Here is a 26,091-nt window from a genome sequence, read left to right as displayed (position 1 = left end):
CACTGAGTGACCCGGCAGGGCACTGCTGATGAACGGCCTTTGTATTGACGAGTGAATGTTAGACGATTGGATATTCCATCCAATCCCAGTCAGAAAAAAAGTGAGAAACAGTATGAACATTATAGGACCTGATACTCTGATTTTTGGTGTCGACGACATCGACAGCTGCACACAGTACCTGCTGGACTACGGTCTGGAATCGGTGGGGAATGGCCGCTTTGAAGCCCTCGACGGCACCGGTGTGGAAGTAAAAGCTAAAGACGACACCTCTCTGCCTGCCCCGCTGGAAACTGGCAGCACCCTGCGCAAAACCATTTACGGTGTAGCGGATCAGGCGACCCTGGACGCCATTGCCGAGGAATTAAAAAAAGACCGTGAGGTCAAACAGCTGGACGACGGTTCCATTGAAGCTGTTGATGACATGGGCTTCGCGCTGGGCTTTCAGGTCACTGTGCGCAAGACCCTGAATTTGCCTGCAGAAACCATCAACGCTCCCGGCGCCGACAACCAGCGCGGCCTCAACGTGATTGGGGTTGAAAAAGAAGCTTCACCCAAACCTCGCTCACTGTCACACGTTGTCTATTTCGTGCCCGACTTTGCCAAGGCCGAAGCTTTTTACGCCGAGCGTCTGGGCTTTATCACCACCGATCGCTTTCACGGTGTTGGGCCCTTCATGCGTCCAGCCGGAACTCAGGATCACCACACGGTGTTCTTTATTCAAACCCCGCCTCATATGCAGGGGATTGAACATTTTACCTTCCACATGGGCGGTCCCACCGAGGTCGTTCACGCGGGCACCAACATGGTCAACAAAGGTTATCAAAGCTTTTGGGGTCCTGGTCGTCACCTGCTCGGATCCAACTGGTTCTGGTACTTCAAGAGTCCATTCGGCTGCAACGTAGAATACGATGCGGATATGGACTTGCACAATGACGACTGGACGGCTCGCGCCATCGCTCCGGGGGCGGATAACTCGCAGGCATTTCTGCTGCAATTCCGCGAGAAATGGGCACCGATGGGGCCTCCACCCGCAGCGGATCAGTAAACAGCATGCACCGTATGATCAAACTGTGTCACCTTGACGATCTTCCCGAGCAGAATGCTCGGGGTTTTGATCCGTCTCGGGAGGGACAGGACACAGTGTTTGTCGTGCGTCAGGGGAATCACATCTATGCCTACAAAGACTTGTGTCCTCACTATGGTGATACCGCGTTGCCCTGGCGTAAAGACGAATACCTTGATCCGTGGGGGGGGACGATTGTCTGCGCTGCCCACGGTGCACATTTTGAAATAGCAACTGGTCTGTGTATTGACGGCCCCTGTATGGGTGAGAGTTTGCCCAAGGTGCCAGTTCAGATCATGGACAATGGTGACATCCTGGTCGCCATTGACGAGCCCCACGGTGGAGGAGAGAGCCCGTGAGTAATTCAGTAAATAAAGTATTGATCGTGGGCGGCGGATTTTCCGGTATGTCCGCTGCGATTCAACTGCGCAAATTAAATATCGAGACCCATCTGGTAGAGCTTGATCCTGAGTGGCAAGCGGACGGTGCCGGCATCAGTATTGGTGGCGCCACTCTGCGTGCATTCAAGACCCTGGGCATGCTCGATGAGTTTTTGGAGCAGGGCAGCGGTGTCAACGGGTTGGATGTGTACGCACCCAATGGTCACCACCTGCAGCATATTCCCACGCCACGCTTTGCGGGCCCGGAGATACCTGGAGCGGGTGCTATTATGCGACCTGTTCTGGCGCGTATCCTGGCCCAAAAGGTTCGCGAGTCCGGCACACAGGTTAGACTCGGCCAGACTTATCAGCAGCTGGACATGGACGCAGAGGGCGTTACGGTCACTTTCACGGATAACAGCAAGGACCGTTTTGATCTGGTGATCGCTGCCGATGGACTTCACTCCAAAACCCGTGATTGGTTATTGCCTGATGCCCCTAAGCCTTGCTATTCCGGACAGGGTGTGTGGCGTGCGGTGCTGCCGCGTCCCGAGGATTGTGCAGGCACCATGATGTGGGTAGGTGAGCACTTGAAGGCGGGCATCAACCCCATGTCCAAGGATCAGGTCTACCTGTTCCTGACGGTGAACAGCAAAGAGCGTCAGCGTTTTGATCCGGCCGAAGAGCCCGCCATTCTCAAGCAATTGTTGCTGGAGCATTTTACCGCGCCGGCGGTTCACGCGCTGGCTGAACAAATTAATCAAGATGCAAAGGTCATGTACCGTCCACTTGATGGTCAGCTCGTGCCGCTGCCCTGGTACAAGGAGCGTGTTGTCTTGATTGGCGATACGGTGCATGCAACCACGCCGCATTTGGCGTCCGGTGCCTGTATTGGTATTGAAGACGCCATTGTGCTTGCCGAGGAATTGGATCAACACACTGAGGTTGAGAGCGCCTTGCAGGCGTTTCAGACTCGTCGCTGGGAGCGCTGTCGCATGGTCGTCGAAAATTCAGGGCGCCTGGGCGAAATCGAAATCGAAGGTGGTGACAAGATGGAACACGCAGGTATCATGCGCGATTCACTGACCGCTCTGATGCAACCCATTTAACCATCGGTTGATAATCGCTATCGTCATGGCGAGATGCCATGACGATAGCGGTTGCTTAAAGGAAAAACCCAAACTCGACTTCTTTAAAACGGTAATAATAATGCTAAAACTAAAGCTGTTTCATAACGATATGTCGGTCTGCGCACAAAAAGTTCGCATGGTCTTGGCTTATAAAAATCTGGAATGGGAGAGTGTGCACCTGAACTTGCGCGCAGGTGATCAATTCAAACCGGAATTTAAGCAGGTCAACCCCAAAGGAATGGTGCCGGTACTGCAGCACAATGGTGCCACCATTACAGAGTCCACCGCCATTATTGAATACCTCGATGAGGTCTTTCCTGATCCAGCCTTGATGCCTGCCAATCCCCTCGAGCGCGCGATTGTCCGCAACTGGATGATTCGACTGGATGCCAGCTTGCACGAGAATATTGCGGTCATCAGTTTCTGTGTGGCATTCCGTCACCAAATGCTGGAGCGCTATGCCGATCAGGACGCACTCGAGGGCTTTTTGAATAATATTCCTGATCCTGCTCGCGCCAGTAACATGCGAGAATTTTTATTGAATGGTCTGGATTCTCCCCGATTGCGACAATCTCTCTATGTCTACAACAAGCTTCTGCAGGACATGGATCACGCCCTCTCGCATGGCGGTTGGTTGGCTGGCGCACACCTGAGCCTGGCCGACTTCAGCCTGTTGCCCTATCTCGAACGCCTGCAGCAGTTACAGATGGCTGAGTGGTGGCATGAGTATCCAGGAATTGATGCCTGGCTGCTGCGCATGACTGAAACCGCCGGTTACCGACAGGGGATGCTCGATTGGCACAACCACTCCTACATTCAACTCATGGGTCAAAAGGGACAGGAGGCATGGCCCACAGTAAAAGCATTAATTGATGATTTGTAAATTGATGCAAACCTATCGTGAAGCTCACTAGTTGGTATCACGAAAATCCATTTTCCCGTGAGGCAAAGGATTCATTATTATTCAACCTGCCCAAAAAACTGTTGGGCTAAATCAGAGACAAGATTGCATATCGTTGTAACAGTTTCGGCGTCAACAACAGTATTGCAAAAAATAATAAATCAATAAAAACGGAGACAAGCATGAAAAAAATAATTCCTATACTCGTTCCGATGCTCACTGCAGCATCCATTTCAACTCTTACACATGCTCAATCAGGCAGTGGTGCCGTGCTTGAAGAGGTGGTGATTACCGCTCAAAGAAAAAGCGAGAGTCTACAGGATGCTGCCATTGCGGTGGACGCCGCGGGTCAAATGGAACTGAATCGTGTTGGTATCACTGATGCCAAAGGTCTGAGTAAAATTGCACCAGCCCTCACGGTGGTGTCCGGTGGTGGCGCGAATAATGTGTTTTTTGTCCGCGGTGTGGGTAACTTCGCGGTCAATGCCTTTACCGATTCCGCCTTGGCCTTCAACATCGACAACGTGTTTCTTGGCCGACCAACATCCACGTCTGCCTCTTTTCTTGACGTGGATCGGATTGAGGTTCTGAAAGGCCCTCAAGGTACACTCTACGGTCGTAATGCCACCGCCGGTGCCATCAACGTCATTCCGGTGAAGCCAGTGTTGGGTGAAACCTCCGGGGATCTTTCCCTGCGAGTGGGTAACTACGACACGATTGAGGCATCGGCTGCGATCAACCTGCCGCTAGGTGATAAGTGGGCGACCCGGCTCGCCATGACCAAGGTGGAAGACAATGGTTACAACGATGACGGCACCGCGGCTACCGACGACATGGCCTTCCGGGGGCAAGTGTTTGGTGAACTGTCTGATCGTGTAGATCTTAGACTGGCCTTCGACTATTCAACCGTTAAAGGCACAGGCAATGCCCCGACTTATGATGGCAACTACGGTTTTCAGTTTGGTTCTCCTTCGACTAACCCGAACAATATTGACGGGTATAACTTTAACCCGGCACCCGACAATGTTTCCGATGCCTACACGGGGGCTTTAACCTCCGAGGCAGAAGCCTACTACGCGTCCCTGCCTACCACCCCGGCATTCACCTCGCCTTACCCTCAACGTGACCCCTCTATTGACAACAAGAACTGGGGGATTACCGCGGAATTGAATATAGATCTGGGCTTTGGTGACCTGACCGTTATCCCGGCCTATCGTGAAGCGGAGCAAGACACGGTGTTTATCAATCCGGGTTTTCAGGCTGCCATCGTTCAGGATGACCAGGAGCAAACCAGTCTTGAAGTCAGGTTTGCCACCTCGACGGGTCCCATCGACTGGATACTCGGAGCCTATTATTTTGATGAGGAAGTCGAAGGATTGGCATCTTACAATCAGCAAAGTGTTCAATCCACGACAACCATTAACGCTTCAACCTCAGAGTCCACGGCCCTGTTTGCTCGCGGCACTTTCAATGTGACCGATGAATTTAGATTGGTGGGTGCGGTGCGTTGGACCGATGATAAAAAAACCTTTGATGGGGTTGCTAACTCGTTCCTCAATCTGTGTACTTCTTACGCTCCGGCCTTTCCTGGTGGGCCAGCAATTCCCAATTGTGCGGGCGGTCCGGCGATCCCGGCGGGTGCAACCGTTGAAGAGACTCTGGCGCAAATAGACCCGGCTGATCTGCCGTTCGGCGCACCGGGTATTGGCACAGGCCCAGTGCCTTATGGCTCCGCTGGTAACTTACTGATGATCAATCCAACGCCTTCTGATAGCAGTCAAACTTCAGAAGAAATTACCTACCGTATAGCGGCAGAATACGATATCACTCCGGACAGCTTGCTCTATATCAGCTATGAGACCGGCTATAGATCCGGTGGTTTCAGTCTGGCCAATGGACACGAGCAATATGACCCCGAGTTTCTGGATGCCTTTACCCTTGGTTCCAAGAACCGCTTCCTGGATAACCGCTTGCAGCTGAACGCAGAAGTGTTTTACTGGGAGTACGAAGATCAACAGGCGAGTCACCTGGGTATTGATACCTCTGGAAACAACGCCTTCTTTACCGAAAATATTGGCAGTTCCACCATCCAGGGGATTGAACTGGATATGATCTTCATGGCCACAGAGAGCACACGGCTTCGTGGTAACCTGCAGTATCTCAAAAATGAAATTGATGAGTACAGCTATATTCAACCCACTCCGGATCCCGCTGTAAAGGCCATAACTGGTTGTAGTACCGATTACCAGGGAATAAGTGGTGCGGGTAATGCACTCTGGGAAGTGGATTGTGCTGGTAAGGAAGGCCGCAACTCTCCCGAGTGGTCTGCGTCGTTGGGCATTGATCAGAAATTTGAGATTGCCGGCTTGCAAGCAACCTTCAGTCTGGATGCCCGTTATCGGGACGAACGTTGGATCGGATTCGAATATACACCAAAACAAAGGGCAGATTCAGTTACCACCTATGATGCCACTCTTGGCCTCGAAAGTGGTGACGGCAAGTGGTCGGCAATGGCTTATGCCCGTAATTTCACCAACGAAGATGTTCCGTCACTGACTCAAGTGCTGGGCAATATGAGTAATCTGGTGAGTACGGTTTACGAACCACCACGCACTTATGGTGTTCGTTTCAACTACTACTTCTAGCCAGGATATCCCTTCCCGGTGCGTTGCCGGGAGGGGATAGCTTTGCAATACCATGACCCAGACTTGAATGCATGAATCATAAAAAATATATTGCACTAGAAACCCTGATCAGCTCCGTTGTTAATGGATGCTTCAGTTTTATCTTTGCGTATCTGGTTTTCCAGAAATTCAGTGAAATAAGCTCAAATCAAATTTTGGTAGATGTGATACCACAATCTCTGTTTGTGACTTTTTTTGCAATTCTTGTGCCTACACTAATAACACGCCACCGGCTCAAGAAATCGACGATTCCCTCCTTGCCGTATCGCTCTAATCTTTGGCCTAATCATGTACTGCTGCGTGCATTAACGGGCGGGATTGCCGTCGCTGTTTTAGCGACCGGATTCCATTTTATTGTCCTTAAAGCCCTGACTGTCGAGACGTTCAGCCTTCACAGTGTGCTGTTTTATAAAGTCATTTATGGAGTTGCATTGAGCGCGATGATTACACCCAAGGCAGTATTGCTGTCGCTGACGGAATACAACAAAGGCAAATACACTTAAAGGTATAGACATGAGGGTTCTGATTATCGGAGCGAGCGGTTTGGTTGGTCGAGCATTGACCAATGCGCTTATCGATACACCCAAACTGCAAGGTGAAAGCATTGAACAGCTGTTGCTGCTGGATCAAGCAGTAACCAGTTACCCCAATCTGGATTGGGTAAAAGCTTACACGGGTGATGTGTCTGATACCGCATTGCTGCGACGCATCCTAGCCGACGGCATTGATGTTGTTTTCCATTTGGCCAGTGTGCCCGGTGGACTGGCAGAACAGGATTATGACTTGGGCTATCGCGTCAATCTGCAGGGCACGCTGGAGTTGTTGAATCAATTGCAACAGCAAGTCCATTGCCCCACTCTGATCTACACCAGCAGCATTGCCGTTTATGGCGTTGATTTACCTCAATCAATGGATGAAGACTACTTGCCGCATCCCCAGTTGTCTTACGGAGCGCACAAGCTGATGGTGGAGACACTGATTCGCGACCTAAGCCGGCGCGGGGACATCAATGGGCAGGCGCTGCGATTGCCGGGTATTGTGGCTCGCCCTTCTCAGGCCAGTGGTTTAAAGTCTGCTTTTATGAGCGACCTCATGCATGCCCTCGCTGAGGGGCACAGTTATGAATGCCCGGTCAGTGCCGACGCGACCGCCTGGTGGATGTCGGTAAAATGTTGTGTGGATAATCTGCTACACGCGACAGAGTTGAACCCCCAAACCCAACACAGTATCTGGCAATTGCCGATACTGCACTTGAGCATTCGGCAAGTCATCTCCGCGTTGTGTCATGTGTACGATCAAGATCCGGCATTGGTCAGTTTCAACCCCGACACAAATCTTGAAGCCCTGTTCGGACAGTACCCGCCCATTATGACGAGTCGTGCAGAACAAGCCGGATTCATGCACGACGTCGACGCGATTACCCTGGTCACCCGAGCATTACAGCCTATTTAAGTTTTAATAAGGAAACCTTATGGCAGACATCATTTTGTATATGGCACCTGGCACCTGCGCCCGAGTTACCACGATTGCTCTGGAAGAACTGGGTCTGGATTTTGAAAGCCGGGTGGTTCGTTTTATGAAAGGGGAGCACAAATCCCCAGAATACAAACAACACAACCCCAAAGGTAAAGTTCCCTGTCTGGTGTATGAGGGTGAGGCTTTAACTGAGAATGTGGCGATCTTGTCGTACCTTAACCACCGTCATGGCGGATTATTGCCTGCAGCGGACGATAGTTTGACTCATGCGCGTCAATTGGCTGACCTGTGTTTTTGCGGCACCACCTTACACCCCTTGGTAACCCGAATTAGAATGCCTCATTTTTTTGGCGGGGAGGCGTGTGCGTCAGAGGTATGGCAGCGTGGCAGTCAGGGCATGGATGAGTACTTTCAACTGATCAATGATCGCCTGACACATCAGACGTGGTGGTACGGTGATGAATGGTCGGTGGTGGACGCTTACCTCTACTGGTGTTTTTGGCGTGTGGAAGGCGCAAATTATGACGTCAGTCGTTATCCGGCGTTTGTCGATCACGCCCGACGTATGTCCGAACGCCCCTCAGTGAAGCGTGCCTTGGCTCGTGAACAAGCCGCAGAAGAGACTCTGAAGCGGGAAGGCCTGCTGTTCACACCGCCGCCAAGCCCTGTGACGCGTTAAACAAACCACGGTTTGACATTTTGGCCATAGCCGTTGTGTATTGATGAGTGGCCAGCGGTTCGCAATGGTGGACAGTTCACCGTGAATGATCGTCAGCCATAGCGAGTGACGAACAAATAACCACTAACAATAGTTTTATCGGAAAGGTAGTCATGAATAAATGTATCTGGATAGCCAATGTCATTCTTTCGCTGTTTCTAACCTCAGCCTTTGCAGAGACACGGCGTCCCAATGTCCTGCTGGTGGTAGCCGATGACCTGGGTTATACCGATCTGGGCAGCTTCGGTGGCGAAATTGAAACCCCCAACCTCGACGTGCTGGCAAAATCTGGTTTGCGGTTGAGTCAATTTTATACCGCAGCTACCTGCTCCCCAACCCGCGCCATGTTGATGACCGGTGTGGATCACCACAAGGTCGGTCTCGGCGCTATGGCCGAGGCCTTAGCGCCCAATCAACGGGGTAAACTGGGTTATGAAGGTCATCTGAATGACCGAGCGGCCTTTCTCCCCGGCGTCTTTGCTGACGCAGGTTACCGCACATTGATGAGTGGTAAGTGGCATCTGGGGCACGACAAAGTCCACAGCCCTACGGCCAGGGGGTTTCATAAGTCCTTCGCATTATTGGACGGTGGGGCGGGTCACCTTTCTGATCTGGGCCTCAATTCCATGCACGCCGCATACCGGGAAAATGGCGAGCCGGTAACGTTGCCGGGCGATTTTTATTCGTCGCGTTTTTACACCGACAAGATGATTGAGTACATCGAAACGGAGCGAGAGAGCGGCAAGCCTTTTTTTGGTTATCTCGCCTATACCGCTCCGCACTGGCCTTTGCAGGCGCCGGACGCATCCATTGCCAAGTATAAAAACCGTTACGCTCAGGGCTATGACCAACTCCACAGTCAGCGTGTGGAAAAAGCCAAAGCTCTGGGGCTCACCTCCGATGCTGCTGCGACGGCGCCTCGCCAGCCGGACCAAAAGCCCTGGCAAGCACTGACTCAGGAAGAACAAAAGATTGAGCAGCGCACAATGGAAATCTACGCTGCCATGGTCGATGACATGGATCAACACTTTGGCCGACTCATCAATTACTTAAAGGATATTGGCGAACTGGATAACACGATCATTTTCTTTATGTCGGACAATGGTGCAGAAGGGGCCAGTCTGGATAAAGAGCACAAACGGTTCCGTCAGCATGTCGAGACTTGTTGTGATAACCGCTACGAGAACATGGGTAAGGCCAATTCCTATCTGTTTCAGGGACCCAATTGGGCGCGCGCTTCTGTGGGGCCCGCTCGTGATTACAAAGGTTCGGTCTCGGAAGGTGGGATACATGCCCCCGCGTTTGTCTGGTATTCCGGCATGCAAAACGCGCACAGCATTTCGGATCAATTCGTGACGGTTAAAGACGTGCTGCCAACCTTGCTTGACCTGGCCAGTATTCCACTGCCTTCTGGCAAAGAACTGCCGGTAGAAGGGCGTTCATTTTTGACATCGTCTCAAAATATCAGTGCCGATATGGGCTGGGAATTGTTTGGCGGTAAAGCCTACCGCCAGGGACACTGGAAGTTGGTACACCGTTCGCCGATGCAAGGTGGCAAAGGTTGGCAATTATACAACTTGAAGAACGATCCGCTTGAACAGTCTGATCTGTCGGAACAACACCCGCAGAAATTACAAGACATGATGCAGCTCTGGCTGGATTACGAAAAACGCAATCAACTTATATACCCAAAATTCAATCATTAACTTGAGGTATACAGATGTCACTTTCCGCTATACATCGTGTGGTGACTGGCCACGATCAAGACGGTAATGCCTACGCTGTATTCAACGGCGATTTACCCCATGTGGAAGAAATTAAAGCCATTCCCGGCACCGTCTTTCACGAAGTCTGGAGTACCGAGGGGACTCCGGCCAGGGTTGATAACGGCGCAGATCCCACGATAGGCCCCCTGGTGCTGCCTCCGCCCGCTTCGGGAACTCGAATTCGGTTTGTGGACATTCCACCCGATAGCCAGGAGTTTCTGGATCACGGGGCCGAGAGGATGGCAGCGGCGTTCTCACAAATTGGCGACGTGGCTGCCTCTACCGTCAAAACCGATTCACCGCATCCCTTAATGCACCGCACTGAGTCAGTCGATTACGGCGTGGTTATTGAAGGCGAAATCACTCTGGTACTCGACAAGGAAGAGGTGTTGTTGAAGCCTGGCAGTGTCGTGGTTCAGCGAGGTACCAATCATGCCTGGGCCAATCGCACGGGCAAGACCAGTCGCATGATGTTTGTGTTGATTGACGGCACGTATGACCCGAAGATTGCTCGACAACTGGAAGACAAGAAATAAACCGTGACCGCATTTACCTTGATAAAATTCGTTTCCGTCTCAATCAGCGTCGCCATTGAATATTTCGATAACCACTGGGGGTAAATCCCATACGTTTTTTAAACAGTTTGGAAAAGTACAGCTGATCTTCATAGCCAACCTGGGCGGCAATTTCGCCGACACTGTAATAACTGTCCGTCAACAGTTGGCAAGCTTTGGCCAAGCGCATTTCATTGCGCCAAACGATGGGAGATACGCCAAATTTTTCCCGAAAGATATGGGATACTCGCGAAGGGGAGAGATTACACTGCCTGGCAATATCGTCAATTGTCAGGTTTGTGGATACATTGTCGTTAATAAAGTGGCAAGCCTTCAACACGGTTTGATTTGTTTGAAACCCGCCGTTGCTGGACTGAATGGTCATTGCAAGGACTTTTTCCAGGCCGCTGCGCTGTTCTGACATTGCCTGCTCCGACTCCATGTGATTCTTGGTGGCGATGTCATGCAGAACTTCCCGGATCTTCTGGAAGGCATAAGCGTCAACTTGACGATGGTATAGCCCACCCGTTTTAGGGAGCCGGTGAATCAAATCAGCGGGAGATCCCTCCATAGGAAACGCGACCCATTGATGAATCCACTTCGCAGAAGCATCAGACCGGCGGTAAACGAGAGTCTCTGTTGGAGGTATTAGAATCACTGTACCGGGGGGGGCCGTAAGCTGATAGTTTTTCCCTTGATAGAACCCGGTACCTTCAAGAATCAAATGCAAGTCCCACTGGATGCTCATACTTCCTTTGGTGGTAGTAATATCATCCAGCTGCCCTTGATGACTTCGGGTAATACCACTATAAAACCAGTTGCACGGTAAAAAATTCACTTCATTTTTCAGCAACTCTTCAGAGTGTGTCCGGAATTTTTTTAACTGCTCAAAAGTCACATTAATTCCGGATTCTGGAGCTTCAAACAACCAACTCCATTGTTGTTCCAGACTCTGTTTTACTCCGTCGATCTTCGAGTTTTTCTGGATGGAATCTGTCAGATGGATATAACGGTCCAAACTGAGTGACATACATTCCATTCTACTTTGGTTTTTATCCCAAAATTGGCTTTTTTCCTCATTCGAAAATGACTCCCAATGGATCCATGAGTAGTAAAATTCCTTACACAGAAAGAAAGCTTCATTGAATGAAAGTGAATTCATGGTCTACATTTCGCATTTTTGATGACGTTTAGCAGGAAATCCCGGCTGAAATTTTCTATAGCGAGCCAAAGAAAGAAATTTATCTTGTTCGAGCTGACAAAACAACAGGATCTTCCATATTACAGAAGGTGCCCAGACAGTAAAATTAAAGATTCCAATAATTAAGGTATTCGCAATATAGATACTAGCATTTCACAGTATAACGATAACTCAATTAAAAATAGAGCTTAGAGGAAACACCATGTATAAAAAGTCCCTTCTTGCGCTGGCCATCAGCATTTCCAGCGCGCCATTTCTCATAGCAAATCCGGTGATGGCCAAAGACACAGGCTTTATGCTGGAGGAAGTTGTAGTTACAGCCCAGCGAAAGGAACAGAGTTCGCAGGATGTGCCCATCAGCCTGACTTCTGTTAGCGGAGACAGCCTGGCAGATAAAAACCTCACCCAGGTGACAGAGTTGACCCTGGTGACACCTGGTCTGCAACTGGGCAGAGACGATTCCCTGGCGGTTCGTGGTGTAGGTTCTGTAGTTTTTGTTAACACACTGGATTCCAGTGTGGCCCTGTCAGTTGACGAGGTGAACTATGGTCGTCCTGGCTTGGGCGGTGCTTTATTTAATGATATTGAGCGTATCGAGGTACTGTATGGGCCTCAAGGTCTGCTGTTCGGTAAAAATGCGTCCGCAGGTCTGATTAACATTACCTCCAAAAAACCGGTGTTTGAAGAACTCTCTGGTGATGTTGAATTTGATTATACACAACTGCCAACCACCGTTAATGATTCGGAGACCTATACCGCAAAAGGCAATGTGAACATTCCCATTAATGAGCATTCAGCAATGCGCCTCAATGCCATTTACAACACCCGGGATATGATCACCGATATCAGCCTGGATAATAATCCCGCCAAACCCAACCAGAGTGTTGATGATGAATTTGAACAAAAATACATCAAGCTGAAATATTTGAACGAAATCTCTGACAAGTTAAGCCTCTACTTCATCGGCGATTATTCCAAGCAGGAAGGTATTGCAGGGATTTATGATCGCGGCTTCCGTGCAGTCGCCGATAACAGCCCCTTGAAAGACATATTCGCTGCCGATGGTATCGTTCCGGATGAGGATAATCTCACCGCTGTGGTCGATAAAGGCATCTTCCGCGATCAGGACAGCGGCGGATTGCAAGCTACCGTTTCCTACCTGTTCGATAATGATGCAGAGCTGATCAATATTGCAGCCTGGCGCTATTACGAGCGAGATCAGGAACTGGATACAGACTACACCACTCAGGATGGCTTTGATAACGGCAATGAACAGCGATTCGAGCAATTCAGCAACGAATTACGACTGGTGTTACCGACTATAGGAGATGTCAGTGGTCAAATGGGGCTCTACTACTTTAATTCTGTGATGGATCACAAAGGGTGGGGGGTAGGGGCCGCCGGGGTTCCTGGTTTTCCCATCTGTTTTGGGCCCGGACAGTGTACCTATCAGAACTACGATCTAACGTTATTGGGATCCGATACTGAATATGAGATGGGCACCACCAGCGTGGCCCTGTTTGGTCAACTGGACTACAAACTCTCTGATCAGTGGTCTCTGATTGCCGGCGGACGACTGACTCATGACGAACTGGAAATGGATTTGATCTCCGGACGCAATGCCGATCGCTATATTTCCAATCTTGGTGGCACTCCCGGTCACTATGAAGAGGATAATTCAGTAACGAACTTCAGTTGGAAACTGGGTACTCAATATTTTCCACAGGATGGCATCATGCTGTACGCCTCAGCGAGTACCGGCTACAAAGCGCCCGGTTACAATGACGGCCCGACCCCTACGGGAGAAATGGCGGTCGATGAAGAAACCGTGTTGGCTTATGAAATTGGTGTGAAAAGTAGTTGGTTTGATAACCGCCTGCAGGTTAATGCCTCTGTATTCCATCAAAATTTCAAAGATTATCAGGTGCAGAGTGTCGATACCGCCTCGCAAAACTTCCTGATCCAAAATGCCGCCGAAGTCACATCTCAAGGGGCGGAAATCAGTGTGATGGCTCTGTTAGCCGAAGGCCTGACACTCAGCAGTGCAATCTCATTACTGGATTCCACCTACGACGACTTCCCAGGGGCGCAATGTTATCCCGAGCAGACCACCCCGGGTTGTGATGGTTCCATTGGCGCACGCCGTTTCAATGCTGCGGGCATGGATCTTCCTCTCGCACCGGATGTAACCGCTACTACCCAATTGCGTTATGAGTTTTACCTGAATAATGGCATGGAGGCGTATGTTGAAGGCAGCTGGTATTACCGCTCTGATATTTACTACGGCATTGTCAATGATCCAGGCACCCAGTTGGGCGACATTAATATTTTCGGCCTGACAGCGGGGCTTCGCAGTCCGGAAGGGTGGAAGCTGTCCCTGTTCTGTAAAAACTGTACCGACGAAATGAATCCCGCCACCATCAACTCCGAAACTGGGGACGCACAAAGCAGTATAGGAACTTATATTCAGTCCTATAACTACAATTCGGTACGCACCATCGGTGTCAATGTCGGTTACGAATTCTAATACCTAACCTTCGTAACATGGAATCATCAGCGGCCACAGCTATAACGGCCGCTGGTGATTGCGCCCAGTTAATTTTCAGGGATTTACGCTCAAGCCCGGAACCAGATTTTCCATGCCGTATATCAGGTGTGGTGTATAGCCGGTCAGTACCGAATTTACCGGAACATTCCGTGAAAATGACACCTTGACCCAGACTATTCAACAACGGCTCTCTGATTGACAATGATCATGACTTCATAATCACTGCGCTATTGTCCCTTGAACATATTTAGAACAGGTAGTTCGTAATGCATAAACCACCGTATTTTTCGAAGCCACGGCGTTTTGCACCCGCACTGTGTGCCGTTGCGGGAATTGTCAGTCTCAGTGGCTGCACCAACATTCAACAGGCCGCTCCCCTGTCAATGAGCTCGTGTTCAAATCAACCGTCAATCATCACACAAGCAGCTCCCACATTGTCCAAAGATGGCTGTCAGTTTAGAGATCTTAATCGCAACGGGGTGCTCGACCCCTATGAAGACTGGCGTCTGCTGCCTGCAGAACGCGCCCAGGATCTGATCTCCCGAATGACATTGCCGGAAAAAGCAGGTCAGCTACTGCATGGCAATGCCTTGGATGACACGCCTTTTGGGGTTCCAGCTACCGGCTACAATCTGAATCAGATCGCAGATGCCATTCAAAACCATCACATTACTTACTTTGTCAGCCGCTTAGCACTGCCACCCAAGGCACTGGCAGAGGCAAACAACAGTGTGCAGGCTGTAGCCGAGAATACGCGCCTTGGTATTCCAGTGGTGATGAGCACCGACCCACGACATCATTTTCAAGAGACGGTCGGTGCCAGTGTTCAAAGTGCAGGATTTACTCAATTTCCGGAAACGCTGGGTTTTGCCGCGATTAATCAATCCGGTTTAACTCGAGAGTTTGCCGATATAGTACGACAGGAGTATCGTGCCGTAGGCTTCACTATGGCTTTATCGCCCCAAGCTGATTTGTCTACAGAGCCGCGCTGGCCTCGTATCAATGGCACGTTTGGTGAAAATGCCAAATTGGCCAAACGCATGGTCGAAGCCTATGTGGACGGAATCCAGGATGGATCCCATGGACTTGGCCCAAACTCGGTGGCCAGTGTAGTAAAACATTGGGTAGGTTATGGAGCAGCGAAAGATGGCCTCGACGCACATAACTACTATGGCCGCTTCGCAGATTTATCCTCAGAGCAACTACCTTATCACATCGAACCTTTTAAAGGTGCTTTTAGCAGTAAAGTCGCTGGAGTCATGCCCGCGTATCCCATCTTCAGCGGGGTGGAAATCAATGGCAAAGTCCTACCGGATGTAGCAGCCGGTTACAACCAGCCCATGCTATCTATGCTGCGCAATGACTATGGCTTTGAAGGCGTGATATTGTCAGATTGGGCCATTACCAACGACTGCGGTACCATCTGCAAAGAAGGTTTCCCGGAAGGAGAACGTCCGAGTTTCCGTGGCATTTCCACCGCGTGGGGCGTTGAAAATCTGACACAGAGCGAACGATTTGCTCAAGCACTGCATGCAGGTGTTGACCAATTTGGCGGCGTGCTAGATAGCAATGCTCTGTTGTCGGCCGTTCAGCAAGGACGGGTTTCAGAATCACGTCTGGATGAGTCAGTATTGCGTGTTTTAAGACAAACATTTTCTTTAGGGATTTTCGAAGCACCTTTTGTTAAATCACTAAAGGCTACGAAAATTGTTGCCACTCCAGAGTCCAAAGAACTGGCTTTAAAATTACAAGCTCAGTCCATGGTTGTTTTGGAAAATAAAAAACAAATCTTGCCCCTGGACGCCAACACTGTAAGTAAAGTGTACTTGGGCGAGGGGATTGACACCTCGGTGTTTGAAAACGCAGGGTTTACCTTGGTACATCAACCGCACATAGCGGATGTGGCCATTTTGAAAACAGACAGCCCTTACGAAACCCTTTACCCCAACTTTTTCTTCGGGGCAATTCAGCACGATGGTAGCCTGGCATTCCCCGATGACCAACCCACTTTACAGCAGGCCCGCGCCATCAGCCAGACGACACCAGTTATTTTGAGTATCTATCTGGACCGACCGGCAGTGCTGACGCCTTTCAAACCGATAGCCGCTGCCGTATTGGGTAACTTTGGCGCTTCTGATCAGGCTCTGGTTAATGCGTTGACCGGTAAAGTAAAGGCTATCGGAAGTCTACCGTTTGAAATGCCTGCCAGCATGAAGGCCGTTGAAAAGCAAAAGTCTGACACGCCTAACGACTCTGAATCGCCTTTATATCCAATTGGTTATCGTGTAAGTTATTGATATAAATGTGATTTTACTTCGAGGGATGTCATGAAATACTCATGACATCCTAACAATGCTGATGAGAGACCGAAAATTTAAGTCGCGTTTTATATCTATTCTTTTTTCAATTATTATCCAAAATGGTTGCAGAAAGCGGGCTACGAGACTGCGTTTATTGGCAAGTGGCATATGGGGAATAAAACCGACATGCCTCGTGATGGATTCGATTTTTGAGTCAGCTTTGCTGGGCAAAGTGCTTACTACCCTAAAGACATGACTCCTCCTCATTTAGTAACCCAAGGTGTGGTCAATCAGATCAACGTCGATCGGAAAAATGTGGATCAACGAGGTTACATTATTGATGAACTGACCGATTAGGCGATGCAGTGGTTAGAAAAAGGAAGATGTTCCGACAAACCTTTTTTCGTGTATTTTGAGACACAAGGCCGTTCATTTCGATGCCGTACCCGCTGAACGCCATAGAGGGCAATATGATCAGACTGATTTTGAGTTTTCTGAAATCTCAAAAATACAGCCGAAAACAACGCCAATAATCCCAGGTGGATGCAAAATCAACATAATAGCTGGCATGACTTGGGTTTCATGTACGACAGTGATTGAAAGATGACAGGCTACTTAAAAGATTACTAGGCGGCTTTATCTTCGGTCGATGACTGTCTTGGTCGCCTAAATTTGATTTAACTTTATAATATCTCCGGAGTCCATATGCCGATGTATTTAGTTACCATACTAGCTGTGATTAGCATGATGAATCTGGCCCTTGCCAAACAAAGCCATGCAGATACATTGAACCACACCATCGTAGATGGAATTAAACGACAGTGGTACGAACGTGTTCCGTCTTCTTATGACGACAGGAATCCCATTCCCGTGGTGATCAATTTTCACGGCTCCGGGGCTAGCCCCGTCATTCAATCGGAGATCTCAAATTTTGAACCGCTTTCGGAAGCCGAAGGATTTTTGCTTGTGCTCCCAAAAGCTGAGTATCAGAAACATAGTACGGGGAAGGTTACATGGAATGTCAACAGCGATCCTTCAGGCGTGGACGACGTTAAATTCATTCGACAGCTCATTGATGCAATACAGGAAAAATACTTGATTGATCCTGCTCGGATTTACGCGACCGGGTTTTCCGGTGGCGCCAGGATGATCAGTCGACTGGCCTGTGATCTATCAAGTAAGATTGCAGCGATAGCACCAGTTGCAGGGCTACAGTATGCGGAAGGTTGTCAACCTCAAAGGCCGGTTCCTGTCATTACATTTCACGGAACTCAAGATCATGTAAATCATTACACACACCAGACAGACTCTCCTACTTATTGGCATATTGGAATTCCGCAAGCCGTTGCCTACTGGCGTCAAAACAACCGTTGTAAGAATGCACCCATCCGTGAGCTAGTAACGAAAACCGTCGATAGAATCAGCTACAGTGAATGCGACAATGGAGCCGAAGTTATTCTCTACCGGTCTTCCTTGGCTGGTCATACTTGGCCCGGATCACCTGCGGCCGACATTGCTGCCAAATACGGAATGGGAGACACTGACAAAGATCTACCTGCAGCTCATCTGATATGGAAGTTTTTTGAACGGCATCCTCTATCAGTAAATCCATAACTATGTGATGGACTAATGCATGGTAATCCTCCCATTTTTAACTGACATTCAAAGTAGAGGTTAAGCAGAGATCAGTGATGAAACATTGGGTCGGGTACGGTGCAGCAAAAGATGTTCATGAATGCAGGCATAGATCAGTTTGGTGGTGTGCTTGACAGCAGATCACTGCAATCTGCGATCAATCAAGGTTTACAGCCTCTACAGATTAAAAACCGACAAGGATTTACCCGAGACTCAACGGATATGGAAGTTTTTTTGAGCAACACCTCGTTCAATCTGCCGACTGACGACGGGAATGAGTTTCGCAGGATAATCACAGGTAATCGTTCTAGTTAATACAACGGAAATAGAAATATGCATGCAAATATCACTGGCATACTGATCGTCATAATTGGACTGTTGACTTCCGGGATTGCGACCGCAACGGAAAGTGCGGCCAACCAGATTAAGCCTCGAGTTTTGGTTTTAACCGATATTGGCAATGAGCCGGATGACGCTGAATCTTTCGTGCGGTTTTTGTTGTATGCCAACGAATTTGACATTCAGGGCATTGTAGCGTCTACCTCTACCTGGCAGAAGAACAAGGTGCAGCCCCAACTGTTGCGCGAGCGAATTGCTGCCTATGGAGAAGTTCTCGATAACCTTCGGGTCCACGCAGCTGGGTACCCCTCGGCCAACACCCTTCAACAACTGGTATTCAGCGGTGTGACAGAGTTTGGTATGGACGGTGTTGGTGACGGCAAGTCGACAGTCGCTTCAACGCATATTATCGACACTGTCGACGAGAGTGATCATCCTTTATGGATTGCCGTCTGGGGTGGTGCCGCCGATCTGGCCCAGGCTTTGTGGACTGTTCGGGCGTCCCGCTCAGCAGAAGACGTAGCTGCATTTGTTGCCAAGCTGCGAATATACTCGATTTCAGACCAGGATAATGCGGGCTCTTGGATTCGTCGTAACTTCCCCCAGGCTTTTTATATTGCCAGTGTCCACGGTTGGAACCAGTATGGATTGGCAACCTGGGTTGGGATTTCAGGCGATCTTAAACGCCGACAGCAATGGCCGGATGTAGAGTATGTCACCAACCAATGGCTCGAAGAGAACATTCGTAAAGGGCCATTGGGTAAGCAGTACCCGCCACACCTGTTCATTATGGAAGGCGATACACCGTCATTTCTCGGCTTGATTCCCAATGGCTTAAATGTCCCCGAGCACCCGGAGTTTGGCGGTTGGGGAGGGCGATACGTCAAGTCAGATTTGACCGCCATGCACTACGGAGACACCCAAGACACACTGATCAAAAATGGTACGGAGTACACCAGCAATCAAGCCAGTATTTTCCGCTGGCGCAAAGCGTTTCAAACAGACTTTGCCGCACGTATTCAATGGTCACTCACAGATGATTACAGCCGTGCCAACCACCCACCGGTTCTTGTGCTAAATGGCAGTCACGGTATACAGCCGATCGAGATAACAGCCGCGCCTGGTGAGGTCATCACGATGGATGCGACGGCGTCAAAAGATCCTGACGGCGACAAATTGGATTATCATTGGTGGGTGTATAATGAGGTCAGTGGAGCCCGAGTCCGCTCTCCGTTAACCATCGAAAATCCAAAGGAACCGCAGACCCGAATTGCACTGGCAGATAATGCCCGTGAGGGTACCTATCACCTTATACTGGAGGTGACCGACAAGGGAATACCTGCGTTAACCCGTTATCGCCGCGTCCTGTTGCATATTGAATTGCATGATAGTGATTAACCCGGTCCTTTTCACTCGACAATGAGCGCAACAATCATCCCAAGCAGCTTCTGACAGCTACAACCACTATCATAGCGGTGGCGAAGATTCTCCTTCAAACTCCCACCCCCGACCACTAATGCTCAATTTGGTTGAGAACGCACAGGTGCTCATGTAAACTGGCCTTACCACTAGACCATAACAAATATTGGTAAGGCTAACATAATGAAACGTTCATCGATCCTCGGCCTAATACTCGGCACTTTATTTGTCGTTGTTGTCACGGCATGCACTCTCTCCATACCTCCTGAAGGTGAAGCCCGCGAAACGACACCGTTAAAGACTGACTGGAAGTTCCAGTTTGGGAACACAGATGAAGATGTAGTGACACTCGCCTTTGACGACAGCGCCTGGGAAACCGTTGCGGTGCCTCACAGCTGGAATCGGGTGGGTTACTACAAAAACGACCTGCTAGAACATCTGCATACAAAAGAGAACGTCAACGCCGAGCAGGGCGTAGGTTGGTATCGTCTGACGTTTAACGCGCCGGAAACCACTGAAGGTGAGAGAGTCTGGCTGGAGTTTGATGCTGTTAGCCGAACTGCAGAGGTGTGGCTCAATGGCAACTACGTAGGCGAACATCGTAGTGGCTTTGCCCGTTTTCGTTTTGATGTCACAGAGTTGATCGAGTCCGGTAAATCTAATCTACTTGTGGTGAAGGCAGATAACACATTGCCGGAAGCGGGATCTTCTACTCAGGATGTATTGCCTATTGCCGGCGATTTTTTTGTTCATGGCGGCATCTACCGACCTGTACGGATAGTTGTGACCAAACCGGTGCACATCGATATGCGTGATTTCGGTGGGCCGGGTGTTTATGCAACGTCGCAAATTGGTGAAGATAGCGTAAAAATTGATATAAGTTCGCGGCTAAGCAACGCCACAGCAATAACGCAAGAGGTAAGGCTTGTTAGCTCGTTGATTGACGACAAGGGGCAGAGGGTCGCCTACTCTGAGCAGGCAGTATCCCTTGCGGCGGGCCAGACCACTGAAGTAGAAGACGTGCTTGATGTTCAGGACCCTGTCCTGTGGCAGGGGATAGAAAATCCATATATTTATACGCTTCGCACAGAGGTCCGGGACGCAGACTCCGGTTTGCTGGATCGCCTTGATCAGGATTACGGCATTCGCGAAGTTGCATTCGATGCGGAGCGCGGTTTTATACTTAACGGTGAGCCGTATCGCTTGCATGGCGTATCTTATCACCAGGATCGCGAAGGCAAGGGCTGGGCTGTGTCTCGTGAGGATATTGCCGAAGACGTAGCTATCATGAAAGAAATGGGCGCTAATACTGTTCGTTTGGCACACTACCCGCATGGCCAGCCGGTTCACGAAATCGCCAATCGCAAGGGCCTGGTGCTCTGGGATGAAATTCCACTGGTCAGTTCCTGGTCTTATGCGCCGGAAAATAAAGAGGCCAATCAGGAGTTGTCTGAGAACGCCAAATTGCAACTGCGTGAAATGATTCATCAGAATTTCAACCACCCGTCAGTTATTGTTTGGGGTATTGCTAACGAAGTAGATTTTGGTGCCATCTTGCCGGCATTTCTATCCGCAAAAAGAAGCGATGCTGCGTTGTTGGAGCCCTTGCTGAAAGAGTTGGCTGCAATTGTTAATGAGGAAGACAGCAGCCGGTTGTCAACATTGGCTCACTGTTGTGAAGAGCGTAAAGGTTTGGCCAATGCGGAATTTCCGACCACAGGGCACCTGACCGAAGTCGTGGGTGCCAATCTGTATTTTGGCTGGTATTACGGTGAAGCTCAGGATATTGGTCCTCACCTGGATCATCTACGCACAGTCCGTCCCGAGCAGCCGCTTTCAGTGAGTGAATATGGCGCAGGCGGCGGCATTTCTCAGCATACCGACAATCCTCTAGGCGGACCTGTGGATGCGACTGGTGTTGCTCAGCCTGAAGAGTATATGTCCTACGTGCATGAAAAAAATTGGGTGGAAATATCCTCCAGGCCTTATTTGTGGGCAAGCTGGGTATGGAATAGTTTTGACTTTGCCACAAAAGTACGAGTTGAAGGCGATGCGGTGGATATCAATACCAAGGGGCTGGTGACCTATGATCGCAAGATTAAAAAAGATAGCTATTACTTTTATAAAGCGAACTGGTCGGATGAACCAACGGTGCATATCACCGGTCGTCGCTACAAAGAGCGAGCTTACCCAGTGACGGATGTCCGGGTGTACAGTAATGCGCCGGAGACAGAGCTTTGGCTTAATGGTGAATCTCTTGGTAAGAAGTCAGACTGTGAGCAACAGATTTGTGTCTGGACTGAAGTAAGTTTGTCTGATGGCGAAAACCAGCTGCGCGCCGAAGGCGTGTTTGCCGAGGGCCGCGAAAGCGATACGGTCCAGTGGCACCTCAAGGCCGGCCTGACCAATGCCTACCATATTGATGCCGGAGCCTTGCTGGCAGCATCTTCTGTCGCCGCAGACTATGGATCAGATGATTTCTTCAGTGGTGGTGAGGCGAGAACGGTTGACCAGCCCGGTGGCTGGGGCAAGCCTCCGGTCTTGGCTGACATCGCCAACAGCGAAGACCGTGAACTTCTGGCAACCTATAGGGAAGGGGAGTTCGAGTATCGCTTACCCGTCAGTAATGGCGAATACCAGGTGGTACTGACATTGATGGAGCCGGATACCACCCTTCAGGATCGGCAGTTTGATGTAATGGCCAATGGCAGTCATCTGCTGAAAGATTTCAGCATCCTCCAGCAGGCCGGCGAACCTCGCAAGGCCATAAAAAAGACTTTCCGCGTCACCGTCACCGATGGCGAGCTTGAGCTGATCTTCTCCGCTGATCAAGGTGGGGCCGTAGTATCAGCAATCGACGTGGTGAAAGCCGAGGCCCGGGCGAACTAGACGTTTTGATGCCGCTAAAAGGTTGTAACTCCTTGTACATCAAGGGGTTAGCCTTTTAGGTCGCCAAGTGATCATGATGCGCAATGCCACGTATCGCAAAAAATGATTATAAAAAGGCAGGCGCTCGATGTAGTTTATCTTTATTGGTAAGGCCACCTTCCCATATGACCAGTAAGTACCAGTTGTATCATCAACGCTAAAAATAATTACAGAGAATCAGGAGAGCTTTATGATTTCCCACAACCCCTTTAAATACAGCCTGCTGTCTGCAGCTATAGGCGTGTCGTCTCTGGCGATTCAGATGCCTGCAAGTGCGCAGGAATTTGCGCTTGAAGAAATCGTAGTGACTGCGCAGAAACGGGAGCAGAACGTGCAGGACGTACCTGTTGCGATTTCTGTACTGAACGCCGACTCCCTCGAAAAGTTGGATATCAAGAATTTTACTGACGTCGCCCGAGTATCTCCTGCACTGACCATGCAAAGTGGCGATGAACCATCCGATAACTCTATCCGGATGCGCGGTGTTGGTACCGCCGTCTACTCAGTGTCCGCAGAGCCCAGCGTGTCCGTTGTGGTAGACGAAGTGCCCCTGATGGTCTCTGCACAGGCATTCAACAACTTGATGGATATTGAGCGTATTGAAGTTTTGCGCGGTCCTCAGGGTACTCTGTTCGGTAAAAATGCTTCGGCCGGGGTTGTCAGCATCACCACACAAGCTCCATCTCAGGAGTTCTCTGCCAAAACCGGGGTACGATTCACCGATGACGATGAGAAGAAGGTCGATCTCTCAGTTTCTGGACCTCTGACTGATACTTTGAGCTACCGGGTATCAGGCTTCTACACCGATCGGGAAGGTTACATTGAAAACCTTGAAGACGGTTCTGATTTTAACGGCGAAGAGTCTCATGGCATCAGGGCAAAATTGCTGTGGGAGCCTACCGATAAACTGGACATGACATTGATATTGGACGCCTCCGAGCGTAAGGCCAGTTCGGTCTCTACCTGGTTTGCGCATCCCGATCCTGGTGTAGGCATCACTGCCGGAGAAGACAATCGCAAGGTGCGTTACGACACGCCCAATGAATTTGAAACCGATCAGACCATGGCGATATTCAAACTCAACTATGATTTGGGTGGTCATGTATTAACATCAATCACCAGCTATCAGAATTTCAAGCTGGAGGCTTTGACCGATGGTGATTACTCACCAGATCCGGTTCCTCAGAACCCTTTCCTGAACCCGGGTGGATTTCCAGAAGGAACCCCCACATTCGAGATGAACACTTCTCAGGACAGTGATTCCTTTACTCAGGAGTTGCGCTTGACATCCACATGGTCTGATACGTTCGAGTACATGGTCGGAGCCTATTATTCAGATGTCGAGCACTACAAGAGTCTTGATCGGTATGCGATCCGCTTCATTCTGGACCACTGGGAAGCAACTCCGACAAATGAGAGTATGGCACTGTTTGGTCAGGGTTCTCTGTCCTTAGCCGAAAATACCTATCTGGATCTGGGTATTCGCTTCAACCGTGAAGAAATATCTACGGATTACACCGATTTCATTCCTGACCGGGGCGACCTGTCTGCTGCACCAGTCACCTTTGGCGGCAAAGACTCGGAAAGTGCGGTAACGGGGAAAATTGCCTTGCGTCATTTTCTGCAAAACGACGCTATGGTCTATGCCTCGGTCAGCACTGGCTACAAAGGGCTGGCCTACGACATTTCATCCGGTTTTACCCCGGAAGCCGCTGCTGACCCCGTTGGCAGTGAAGACTCAATCAACTATGAGATCGGTATTAAAGGCAAAACTGCAGATCGCCGTTTAAGCTATGAAGTCGTTGCCTTTTTAACCGATTTTGAGGATTACCAGGCACAAGGGTCCGTAGTAACGGATACTTCGGTTGATTTTTCCCTTAACAATGTCGGTGAACTGCGCACGCAAGGTGTTGAAGTCGACCTGTCTTATCAGGCCACCGAAAGTTTGCGTCTGGACTTTAGCGGCGCCTGGGTTGATGCCACGATCGAAGACTGGGTGGGTGCAGAATGTTACTTCGGCCAAACTGCTGCTGAAGGCTGTAACGTACCGACATCCGATCCGTCTGTCTTCCTGCAGGATCTGAGTGGTAAGGATTTGAACAACTCTCCGGACTTCAAATTCAACGCCGGCGCTTACTGGGAGCAGGTTTCCAGCAGCATGCCTTTCAATTGGTTCGCACAAGCCAACTACCAATGGCAAGATGAGGTGAATTTTGACCTTTACGGCGCACCGAATGACGCTGAAGATGCTTATGGCATTGCCAACTTTGGTGTCGGCATCGTTGAGTCCAGTGGTCGCTATCAGGTGACATTGTTTGTCAATAACGCTTTCGACGAACGTTACTCCACCCGCTATCAGGATCTGTCCGATCGCCAGAATGATGGAAACGCCTACATCACCAAACAGTGGACGCGTGAATCACGTCGTTACGCTGGAATTAAAGCAAGTTATGCGTTTTAAGTAACTGCAGGCAGCGGTTCTTCCGCTGCCTTTTTTTGAACAGGAATAACGCGGTTTCGTTAATGAACAAATTACCAGGCATTGTACGGTGTTATTGATACCCTGGAAGGGTTCAAGAAAGCTTGATTTTTACTGTTGTCTCTCAAACCTTGTGAGCTTGTAACTCACCTCGGGGATCTCGTCGCTATCTGCTCTCCTGGCTGATCCCCGGGGCCTTTTTTCATCATCCATCGGTGCTCAGCACATGCGTACCGCCGATCGAAATTACGAAACGTTACCGCCATCGTCCCTAAAAGCTTTCCCTGAGCTATAGCCAGATAATTTCTTCAGTGGTGGTGAGGCGAGAACGGTTGACCTGGCCGGTGAACCTCGCAAGGTCATAAAAAAGACTTTCCATGTCACCATCACCATCACCTCACCTCACCTCACCTCACCGTCACCTCACCGTCACCGTCACCGTTGGCGAGCTTGGCTGATCTTCTCCGCTGATCAAGGTTACGTGGTTAAAGCAGAGGCCCGGGCGAACTAGACGTTTTGATGCCGCTAAAAGGTTGTAACTCCTTGTAAATCAAGGGGTTAGCTTTTCAG

18 protein-coding genes are annotated in these 26,091 nt (G+C 49.8%); 17 read left to right on the top strand and 1 reads right to left on the bottom strand.

The window, feature by feature from the left end; genetic code table 11:
- Positions 1-112 precede the first annotated feature (112 nt).
- The 10 genes from G8770_RS17695 to G8770_RS17650 all read left to right on the top strand — a co-directional run bounded on the left by G8770_RS17695 (position 113) and on the right by G8770_RS17650 (position 10,654).
- Positions 113-1,045 (top strand): VOC family protein, encoded by a 933-nt coding sequence (locus tag G8770_RS17695; protein WP_167189948.1) that lies wholly within the window; start codon positions 113-115, stop codon positions 1,043-1,045.
- Positions 1,046-1,059: 14 nt separating this feature from the next.
- Positions 1,060-1,422, top strand: coding sequence for a Rieske (2Fe-2S) protein (locus tag G8770_RS17690; protein ID WP_208022346.1), 363 nt, complete (start codon positions 1,060-1,062; stop codon positions 1,420-1,422).
- Complete coding sequence (locus G8770_RS17685) at positions 1,419-2,552, top strand: FAD-dependent monooxygenase (RefSeq protein ID WP_167189945.1); 1,134 nt, start codon at positions 1,419-1,421, stop codon at positions 2,550-2,552. The genes G8770_RS17690 and G8770_RS17685 overlap by 4 nt, the downstream gene beginning before the upstream one ends.
- A 100-nt stretch (positions 2,553-2,652) precedes the next feature.
- Positions 2,653-3,456, top strand: coding sequence for a glutathione S-transferase family protein (locus G8770_RS17680; RefSeq protein ID WP_167189942.1), 804 nt, complete (start codon positions 2,653-2,655; stop codon positions 3,454-3,456).
- Positions 3,457-3,656: 200 nt separating this feature from the next.
- Complete coding sequence (locus tag G8770_RS17675) at positions 3,657-6,119, top strand: TonB-dependent receptor (protein ID WP_167189939.1); 2,463 nt, start codon at positions 3,657-3,659, stop codon at positions 6,117-6,119.
- A 71-nt stretch (positions 6,120-6,190) separates the two neighbouring features.
- Positions 6,191-6,661: a hypothetical protein gene (locus tag G8770_RS17670; RefSeq protein ID WP_167189936.1), complete on the top strand. Its 471-nt coding sequence runs from the start codon at positions 6,191-6,193 to the stop codon at positions 6,659-6,661.
- A 10-nt stretch (positions 6,662-6,671) separates the two neighbouring features.
- The gene (locus G8770_RS17665) at positions 6,672-7,610 is read left to right on the top strand and encodes an NAD-dependent epimerase/dehydratase family protein (RefSeq protein WP_167189934.1); all 939 of its coding nucleotides are present in this window, start codon (positions 6,672-6,674) and stop codon (positions 7,608-7,610) included.
- 19 nt (positions 7,611-7,629) lie between these two features.
- Complete coding sequence (locus tag G8770_RS17660; protein ID WP_167189931.1) at positions 7,630-8,313, top strand: glutathione S-transferase family protein; 684 nt, start codon at positions 7,630-7,632, stop codon at positions 8,311-8,313.
- 152 nt (positions 8,314-8,465) lie between these two features.
- Positions 8,466-10,058, top strand: a complete 1,593-nt coding sequence (locus G8770_RS17655) for an arylsulfatase (protein WP_167189928.1) — start codon at positions 8,466-8,468, stop codon at positions 10,056-10,058.
- 14 nt (positions 10,059-10,072) lie between these two features.
- On the top strand, positions 10,073-10,654 hold the full coding sequence (locus G8770_RS17650) for a cupin domain-containing protein (protein WP_167189925.1): 582 nt from the start codon (positions 10,073-10,075) through the stop codon (positions 10,652-10,654).
- 43 nt (positions 10,655-10,697) lie between these two features.
- Here G8770_RS17650 and G8770_RS17645 read toward each other — a convergent pair whose 3' ends face one another.
- Positions 10,698-11,834 (bottom strand): AraC family transcriptional regulator, encoded by a 1,137-nt coding sequence (locus G8770_RS17645; protein ID WP_167189922.1) that lies wholly within the window; start codon positions 11,832-11,834, stop codon positions 10,698-10,700.
- A gap of 241 nt (positions 11,835-12,075) precedes the next feature.
- On the opposite strand from G8770_RS17645, the gene G8770_RS17640 reads away from it, so the two are divergent.
- The 7 genes from G8770_RS17640 (at position 12,076) to G8770_RS17610 (ending at position 25,503) form a co-directional block, all read left to right on the top strand.
- A complete protein-coding gene (locus G8770_RS17640; RefSeq protein WP_167189920.1) occupies positions 12,076-14,400 on the top strand; it encodes a TonB-dependent receptor in 2,325 nt (774 codons plus the stop codon).
- Between the two features lie 455 nt (positions 14,401-14,855).
- Positions 14,856-16,718: a glycoside hydrolase family 3 protein gene (locus tag G8770_RS17635; RefSeq protein ID WP_208022345.1), complete on the top strand. Its 1,863-nt coding sequence runs from the start codon at positions 14,856-14,858 to the stop codon at positions 16,716-16,718.
- A gap of 93 nt (positions 16,719-16,811) precedes the next feature.
- Positions 16,812-16,934 carry a sulfatase-like hydrolase/transferase gene (locus G8770_RS24730; RefSeq protein WP_167190136.1) on the top strand — a complete coding sequence of 41 codons (123 nt, stop codon included), beginning with the start codon at positions 16,812-16,814 and terminating at the stop codon, positions 16,932-16,934.
- Positions 16,935-17,426: 492 nt separating this feature from the next.
- Positions 17,427-18,335, top strand: coding sequence for a CE1 family esterase (locus G8770_RS17625; RefSeq protein ID WP_167189917.1), 909 nt, complete (start codon positions 17,427-17,429; stop codon positions 18,333-18,335).
- Between the two features lie 354 nt (positions 18,336-18,689).
- Positions 18,690-20,093 (top strand): nucleoside hydrolase-like domain-containing protein, encoded by a 1,404-nt coding sequence (locus G8770_RS17620; protein WP_167189914.1) that lies wholly within the window; start codon positions 18,690-18,692, stop codon positions 20,091-20,093.
- Between the two features lie 204 nt (positions 20,094-20,297).
- The gene (locus G8770_RS17615) at positions 20,298-23,003 is read left to right on the top strand and encodes a glycoside hydrolase family 2 TIM barrel-domain containing protein (protein WP_167189912.1); all 2,706 of its coding nucleotides are present in this window, start codon (positions 20,298-20,300) and stop codon (positions 23,001-23,003) included.
- A 229-nt stretch (positions 23,004-23,232) separates the two neighbouring features.
- Positions 23,233-25,503, top strand: coding sequence for a TonB-dependent receptor (locus tag G8770_RS17610; protein WP_167189909.1), 2,271 nt, complete (start codon positions 23,233-23,235; stop codon positions 25,501-25,503).
- The last annotated feature ends 588 nt before the right edge of the window (positions 25,504-26,091 follow it).

It is taken from the genome of Pseudomaricurvus hydrocarbonicus, assembly GCF_011602365.1.
In the GTDB taxonomy this organism is placed as follows: Bacteria; Pseudomonadota; Gammaproteobacteria; order Pseudomonadales; family Cellvibrionaceae; genus Pseudomaricurvus; species Pseudomaricurvus hydrocarbonicus.
The sequence above is the reverse complement of the archived record's forward strand: the minus strand, read 5'-3'. Positions and strand labels throughout refer to the sequence as shown.

Bases quoted from the DNA above. Each gene is read 5' to 3' on its own strand.
- G8770_RS17660 (WP_167189931.1), top strand. From the start codon at position 7,630: ATGGCAGACATCATTTTGTATATGGCACCTGGCACCTGCGCCCGAGTT.
- G8770_RS17670 (WP_167189936.1), top strand. From the start codon at position 6,191: ATGAATCATAAAAAATATATTGCACTAGAAACCCTGATCAGCTCCGTT.
- G8770_RS17680 (WP_167189942.1), top strand. From the start codon at position 2,653: ATGCTAAAACTAAAGCTGTTTCATAACGATATGTCGGTCTGCGCACAA.
- G8770_RS17665 (WP_167189934.1), top strand. From the start codon at position 6,672: ATGAGGGTTCTGATTATCGGAGCGAGCGGTTTGGTTGGTCGAGCATTG.
- G8770_RS17615 (WP_167189912.1), top strand. From the start codon at position 20,298: ATGAAACGTTCATCGATCCTCGGCCTAATACTCGGCACTTTATTTGTC.
- G8770_RS17625 (WP_167189917.1), top strand. From the start codon at position 17,427: ATGCCGATGTATTTAGTTACCATACTAGCTGTGATTAGCATGATGAAT.
- G8770_RS17650 (WP_167189925.1), top strand. From the start codon at position 10,073: ATGTCACTTTCCGCTATACATCGTGTGGTGACTGGCCACGATCAAGAC.
- G8770_RS17645 (WP_167189922.1), bottom strand. From the start codon at position 11,834: ATGAATTCACTTTCATTCAATGAAGCTTTCTTTCTGTGTAAGGAATTT.
- G8770_RS17655 (WP_167189928.1), top strand. From the start codon at position 8,466: ATGAATAAATGTATCTGGATAGCCAATGTCATTCTTTCGCTGTTTCTA.
- G8770_RS17690 (WP_208022346.1), top strand. From the start codon at position 1,060: ATGATCAAACTGTGTCACCTTGACGATCTTCCCGAGCAGAATGCTCGG.
- G8770_RS17640 (WP_167189920.1), top strand. From the start codon at position 12,076: ATGTATAAAAAGTCCCTTCTTGCGCTGGCCATCAGCATTTCCAGCGCG.
- G8770_RS17695 (WP_167189948.1), top strand. From the start codon at position 113: ATGAACATTATAGGACCTGATACTCTGATTTTTGGTGTCGACGACATC.
- G8770_RS17675 (WP_167189939.1), top strand. From the start codon at position 3,657: ATGAAAAAAATAATTCCTATACTCGTTCCGATGCTCACTGCAGCATCC.
- G8770_RS17620 (WP_167189914.1), top strand. From the start codon at position 18,690: ATGCATGCAAATATCACTGGCATACTGATCGTCATAATTGGACTGTTG.
- G8770_RS17610 (WP_167189909.1), top strand. From the start codon at position 23,233: ATGATTTCCCACAACCCCTTTAAATACAGCCTGCTGTCTGCAGCTATA.